Origin of the sequence: Grimontia indica, from assembly GCF_000333895.2 — a bacterium.
Lineage (GTDB): Bacteria > Pseudomonadota > Gammaproteobacteria > Enterobacterales > Vibrionaceae > Enterovibrio > Enterovibrio indicus.
In genome coordinates this window covers 1-1,175 of sequence record NZ_ANFM02000099.1, presented here as the reverse complement: position 1 = coordinate 1,175, position 1,175 = coordinate 1, and the positions used below count along the sequence as shown (strand labels likewise).

Below are 1,175 nucleotides of genomic sequence, written 5' to 3'. Positions count from 1 at the left end.
GTATTCGAATTCGCCATGACAACCGCTCGCTCCTCGCTCATTAATACTGAAGCCACAACTTACTATCACTGCATATCTCGCTGCGTTCGCCGTTCATTTCTTTGCGGCTTTGACAATGCACAGGGTAAGTGCTTTGAGCACCGTCGAGGATGGATAGAGAAACGTCTACTCTCATTATCGAAGGCGTTCTGTATCGATGTGTGCGCCTACGCCATTATGAGCAATCATTATCACGTCGTTTTGCATATCAACATAGAGAGAGCCATGGTGTTATCACCATTAGAGGTGGCCGAGCGGTGGTTAGCATTTCATCAAGGCCCTGTGCTGATACAACGCTTTATGCGGGGTGAAGAAATGTCAGAGGCTGAAAATGAACGATGTCTGGAATTCATTGAAACGTGGCGAGCACGCTTAACCTCTATCAGCTGGTTTATGCGCATGCTAAATCAATACATTGCTGCAGAAGCAAACCGTGAAGACCAGTGCACTGGTCACTTCTGGGAAGGGCGTTTTAAGAGCCAAGCATTGTTGGATGAAAAGGCGCTGGCTGCCGCGATGGCCTATGTTGACCTCAACCCGATACGCGCTGATATCGCCGATTCGCCTGAGTCCTCTGAGTACACGTCGGTCAAAGCCCGAATTGAAGCACTGAGAAATGACCAGGTGAATGCTGAAGGCTTACATGTTTTCGCGGGATATCCGCGTAAAGACCAGCCAGACGGTATCCCCTTTCGGTTATTGGACTATCTGGAGTTGGTTGAATGGACGGGCAGGCAAGTTCGTGATGATAAGCGTGGCCAGATAGATGCTAAATTACCACCATTACTGGAACGCCTTGGTATTGAACCGTCCCTTTGGCTAAGAACAACCTCAAACATCGAAGCTGGTAATATGGTGGGGACGGGTAACGCCATTAAAGCAGCATTACCGCTTCTTCAGCGCCAGAGAGTCTCAGGAATACGTTTACCTGACAGCTAATCGTCCTCTCTCTATTCTGTCCTTAAACAATCAGGTCTTTGCCTGATATTTTTATTGCCTGCAATTTAGATAAATTAAGCCGGAAGTCGATTAGGCGGCAACGCCAATGTTGAACTCCTCCAAATAGTCACCCAAATATGCGGTTTACTCAATAAGGGAAATACTATCTGCCCTATTTCTCTTGTTTTGTCTGTCCT

Annotated in this window: 1 protein-coding gene; it reads left to right on the top strand. The window is 47.3% G+C overall.

All coding sequences use genetic code 11. From position 1 onward, the window contains the following. Positions 1–15: 15 nt before the first annotated feature. Positions 16–978 (top strand): transposase, encoded by a 963-nt coding sequence (locus tag D515_RS24920; protein ID WP_051997562.1) that lies wholly within the window; start codon positions 16–18, stop codon positions 976–978. Positions 979–1,175 lie beyond the last annotated feature (197 nt).